The organism is Streptomyces otsuchiensis (assembly GCF_004305975.1).
Classification (GTDB): domain Bacteria; phylum Actinomycetota; class Actinomycetes; order Streptomycetales; family Streptomycetaceae; genus Streptomyces; species Streptomyces otsuchiensis.
On the sequence record NZ_BHZI01000655.1, the window covers coordinates 1 to 275 of the forward strand.

A 275-nucleotide genomic window follows, 5' to 3' on the forward strand; every position below is an offset into this window, starting at 1 on the left:
CAACACCGCCGCCTGCGACGGCGACGACACCGCCCGCGGTGACGCCACCACCGTGGGCGGTGGCACGTTCACCCTCCGGCCCGGTGTCGTGCCCGAGGTGCTGATCGGACAGTTCAACGTGCCGGTCAGAGCCACCGCCGGTGACTACGGAATCGGTGTGACCTGCGAGAACGGCGACATCGCCACCGGCACCCTGCGCGTGGTCCAGGCCGACTCCACCACCACGCCGACGGCCACCACCACACCCACGGCCACCCCGACCGCCACCCCCACCA

1 pseudogene is annotated in these 275 nt (G+C 72.0%); it reads left to right on the forward strand.

Annotated elements, in window-relative coordinates:
• Nucleotides 1-275: pseudogene (locus E0D90_RS27015) on the forward strand (hypothetical protein); the annotation flags it as partial.